The sequence below is a fragment of the Micromonospora sp. AMSO12t genome, from assembly GCF_008806585.1.
Lineage (GTDB): Bacteria > Actinomycetota > Actinomycetes > Mycobacteriales > Micromonosporaceae > Micromonospora > Micromonospora reichwaldensis.
On record NZ_WAAS01000413.1, the window covers coordinates 1 to 3,874 of the forward strand.

Sequence of the window (3,874 nt, forward strand, 5' to 3'; positions counted from 1 at the left end):
GCGCGGCGGGACCGGCGCGGAACCGGCGGCCCGGTGCGCCGGTGCCCGCGTCGCCCAGGGGGCGGTGTGCGCCGGTGGGGGCGACCGACGCGCACGCGCCGCCGCCCGCCGCCCGCCTCGTCTAGGCTTTGGCCATGCAGGAGCAGCCGGAGCCCGCGCTGACCCCGGGCCTCACCGCCCGGGTGGAGCTGACCGTCGCCGACACCGACACCGCCCAGGCGGTCGGCTCCGGAGACGTGCCCGTCCTGGGCACGCCCCGGGTGCTCGCCCTCGCCGAGGCCGCCACGGTGGCGGCCACCGCCGCCCGGATGCCCGGCGGGTCGACCACCGTCGGCACCCGGGTCGAGCTCGACCACCGGGCGGCCACCCCGGTGGGGCGCACGGTGGTGGCGCAGGCCCGGCTGACCGCGGTCGAGGGGCGGCGGCTGTACTTCGAGGTCAGCGTCAGCGACGGCGACGAGACGGTCGCCGAGGGCCGGGTGGAGCGGGTGCTGGTCGACCGGCAGCGCTTCGTGGAACGCGCCGCGCGGTCGTCGTGACCGCCCGCTTCACGCGGGTCGCCGACGGGGTGCACGTGCTGCGCGAGCCGCTGCTGCACGTCAACGTCACGCTCGTCGTCGGCGACGGGGCCGCCCTGCTGGTCGACACGCTCTCCACCGCCGGGCAGGCCGCCGAGCTGGCCGCCGCCGCCCGGGCGGTCACCCCCCATCCGTGGACGCTGGTGAACACCCACCACCACTTCGACCACTGCTTCGGCAACGCGACCCTCGCCGCCGACCCGCCCCGCCCGGTGTACGCCCACGAGCTGGCCGCCGAGGCGATGCGCGAGCCGGACCGGCTGCGCCGGGAGGCGTACGCGGAACTGCGCGACGCGCACCCCACGCTGGCCGCCGAGGTGGCCGGCACGGAGCTGCTGGCGCCGACGCACACCGTGCACGGCGAGACCGTGCTCGACGTGGGCGGCCGGCGGGTGGTGCTGCGCCATCCCGGTCGCGGGCACACCGCCGGTGACCTGGTGGTGCACGTGCCGGACGTCGACGTGCTGGTCGCCGGGGACCTGGTGGAGCAGAGCGGCCCGCCGGCCTTCGAGGAGTCGTACCCGTTGCAGTGGCCCGACACGGTGGCGGAGCTGCTGCGGATGACCACCCCGGCCACAGTGGTCGTGCCGGGGCACGGCGAGCCGGTCGACGCGGCGTTCGTACGCGCGCAGCACGCCCAGCTCGTCGAGCTGGCCTGGCTCATTCGCGCCGGGCACACCGGCGGTGCCCCGCCGGAGCGCGTCGCCGCCGAGGCGCCCTTCGGGGCCCGTCCCGCCCTGTACGCCGCCCGCCGCGGCTACGCCGAACTCGACGGCACCGCCTGACGGCGACCGCCTCGCGTCACCTGCGGCTGCTCTCCGTGGTCAACGGCTGGCCGGCACCCGAGAGCCTGGCGCCGGCCCTCGACTGGTCCGTCCGGGCCCTGCGGGCCCGCACGCCGGCCTAGCGGGCGAAGCGGGCGTGGACCTCCGCGCGGGTGGGCATGGCGGTCGCGCCGCCGGGTGACTCGCAGACCAGGCCGGCGACCCGCAGCGCGAACGCCACCCGCTCGTGCCAGCCCGCCGGCTCGGCGGGTTCGCCGCCGGCCAGCAGCTCCGCGACGAGGGCGCCCATCACCGAGTCGCCCGCGCCGGTGGCGTCCACCGCGGCGACCTTCGGCGCGGGTACGCGTACCGGATCGGCGCCGGCGGCGGCGGCCACCGCGCCGGCCGCGCCGAGGGTGACCACCACGGTGTCCGCGCCGAGTTCCCGCAGGTACGCCGCCACGCCCTCCTCGGGTTCGCCCGGGTAGAGCAGCTTCGCGTCGGCGGCGCTCAGCTTGACCAGGTGGGCGCCGGCGGCGAACTCGGCCACCACCTCGCGCAGCCCGGCCAGCGCGGCCGGCCCGTCGAGCAGCCTGGGACGGACGTTGGGGTCGAAGACCCGCAGCCCGGACGCCAGCGCCCAGGCCCGGCGCGCGGCGGCCAGCGCCGGCGCCTGGAGCAGCACGATCGATCCGCAGTAGAGGACGTCGGCGCCCGCCACCAGGTCGGCGTCGAGGTCGTCGGGGCCGAGCAGGCCGTAGGAGGGCGGCTCGCCGTAGAACCGGAAGTCGGGTTCCGGGCCGGCGAAGGTGGCCACCGCCAGCGCGGTCGGGGCGGCGACGGTGACCGCCCCGGCCAGGCCGACGCCCGCGCCGGTCAGGAAGTCGCGGATCCGCCCGGCCAGGACGTCGTCGCCGAGCGACCCGACGAACTGCACCGCGCCGCCGAGCCGGGCGACGGCGACCGCCACGTTCAGCGGCCCGCCGCCGACGGCCTGCCGGTAGACCGGCTCGCCGTCACGCTCGGTGTCGAGCAGGTCGACCAGTGCCTCGCCGAGCACCACCGCGTACCCCATTGGTGTCCTCCGTCCACGCCGCGCGCCGACCGATCTTGTCGCACCAGGCTGGCACAGTACGCGCCATGACGAGCGCCGAAGCCACCGTATCGGCCTACTGGACGGCCTTGGAGGCGCGGGACTGGGACGCCGTCGCCGGGCTGCTCGCCGACGACGTTGTCTACCACCTGCCGCAGACCCGCGAGCGGATCGTGGGCCGGGAGTCTTTCCTGCGCTTCAACCAGGAGTACCCCGACGGCTGGCACCTCACGGTGAACCGGCTGGTCGCCTCGGGCCGGCGCGCCGCCACCTGGATCACCTGCGCCTACCGGGGCGAGGAGCTTGCCGCCACGAGCTTCTTCGACCTCGACGACGCCGGTCTCGTCCGCGAGATCACCGAGTTCTGGCCGGCGGCCTACGAGCCGCCGCCCGGCCGCGAACACCTCGCTGACCGCTACTGACACATCGAGCAACGGCTATTGCGCCTCGTCACCGTCCCGTGGTGGGATGGCGCTTGCCGGGCGGTTGCGGGGGCTGCCGCGCCGCCGGCGCCGGGTTCACATCCACGCGAGGGCATCGGCCCGCGAGTCGGGCCGCCGACGGCGCACGTACGCCGGCCATCCGCGCCGGGGCACGTCCGCCGCGACCGTCTTGCCCGCGCCGCAGCGGGGCGGCCCGTGCCGCCACCCCGCGCGCGTTGCCCGTGGGACTCCCCCGTCCCACGAGTGAGGAGAACCCCCGTGTCCCACCGATCGCGTATGGCCGCGTTGCTCACCGCGGCCGCCACCCTTCTCGCGGGCGCCGTCGTCCTGACGGCGGGGCCCGACCCCGCCGCCGCGCACGGCACCCCGATGGCCCCCGGCAGCCGCACCTTCCTCTGCTGGAAGGACGGCCTCTCGTCCACGGGCGAGATCAAGCCGAACAACCCGGCGTGCTCCGCCGCCGTGGCGCAGAGCGGGGCCAACTCGCTCTACAACTGGTTCAGCGTGCTGCGCTCCGACGCCGCCGGCCGGACCGTCGGCTTCATCCCGGACGGCAAGCTGTGCAGCGGCGGCAATCCGGGCTTCGCCGGCTACGACCTGGCCCGCACCGACTGGCCGCTGACCCACCTGACGGCCGGGGCGCGGATGGAGTTCCGCTACAGCAACTGGGCCCACCACCCCGGCACGTTCTACTTCTACGTCACGAAGGACAGCTGGAGCCCGGGCCGGCCGCTGGCGTGGAGCGACCTGGAGGAGCCGTTCCTGACGGTGACCAACCCGCCGCAGCGCGGCTCGAGCGGCACCAACGACGGGCACTACTACTTCAGCGGCAACCTGCCCACCAACAAGAGCGGCCGGCACCTCATCTACTCGCGCTGGGTGCGCTCCGACAGCCAGGAGAACTTCTTCGGCTGCTCGGACGTCACCTTCGACGGGGGCAACGGCGAGGTCACCGGCGTCGGCCCGGGCGGCACGCCGCCGCCCAACCCGACCACG

At 76.1% G+C, this 3,874-nt stretch carries 5 protein-coding genes; 4 read left to right on the forward strand and 1 reads right to left on the reverse strand.

Annotated features, from left to right (window positions below; genetic code table 11):
• The first annotated feature begins 134 nt into the window (after positions 1-134).
• Both F6X68_RS31440 and F6X68_RS31445 read left to right on the forward strand, forming a co-directional pair.
• Positions 135-539, forward strand: coding sequence for a thioesterase family protein (locus F6X68_RS31440; protein WP_151457646.1), 405 nt, complete (start codon positions 135-137; stop codon positions 537-539).
• Positions 536-1,363 carry an MBL fold metallo-hydrolase gene (locus tag F6X68_RS31445; protein WP_151457647.1) on the forward strand — a complete coding sequence of 276 codons (828 nt, stop codon included), beginning with the start codon at positions 536-538 and terminating at the stop codon, positions 1,361-1,363. The genes F6X68_RS31440 and F6X68_RS31445 overlap by 4 nt, the downstream gene beginning before the upstream one ends.
• A gap of 118 nt (positions 1,364-1,481) precedes the next feature.
• On the opposite strand, the gene F6X68_RS31455 is transcribed toward F6X68_RS31445, so the two are convergent.
• The gene (locus F6X68_RS31455) at positions 1,482-2,417 is read right to left on the reverse strand and encodes a PfkB family carbohydrate kinase (protein ID WP_151457648.1); all 936 of its coding nucleotides are present in this window, start codon (positions 2,415-2,417) and stop codon (positions 1,482-1,484) included.
• Between the two features lie 65 nt (positions 2,418-2,482).
• On the opposite strand from F6X68_RS31455, the gene F6X68_RS31460 reads away from it, so the two are divergent.
• Positions 2,483-2,857 carry a nuclear transport factor 2 family protein gene (locus F6X68_RS31460; protein ID WP_151457649.1) on the forward strand — a complete coding sequence of 125 codons (375 nt, stop codon included), beginning with the start codon at positions 2,483-2,485 and terminating at the stop codon, positions 2,855-2,857.
• Between the two features lie 279 nt (positions 2,858-3,136).
• The coding region (locus tag F6X68_RS31465; RefSeq protein ID WP_192581621.1) for a lytic polysaccharide monooxygenase at positions 3,137-3,874 on the forward strand (738 nt) is incomplete at its 3' end.

Bases quoted from the DNA above. Each gene is read 5' to 3' on its own strand.
- F6X68_RS31440 (WP_151457646.1), top strand. From the start codon at position 135: ATGCAGGAGCAGCCGGAGCCCGCGCTGACCCCGGGCCTCACCGCCCGG.
- F6X68_RS31455 (WP_151457648.1), bottom strand. From the start codon at position 2,417: ATGGGGTACGCGGTGGTGCTCGGCGAGGCACTGGTCGACCTGCTCGAC.
- F6X68_RS31460 (WP_151457649.1), top strand. From the start codon at position 2,483: ATGACGAGCGCCGAAGCCACCGTATCGGCCTACTGGACGGCCTTGGAG.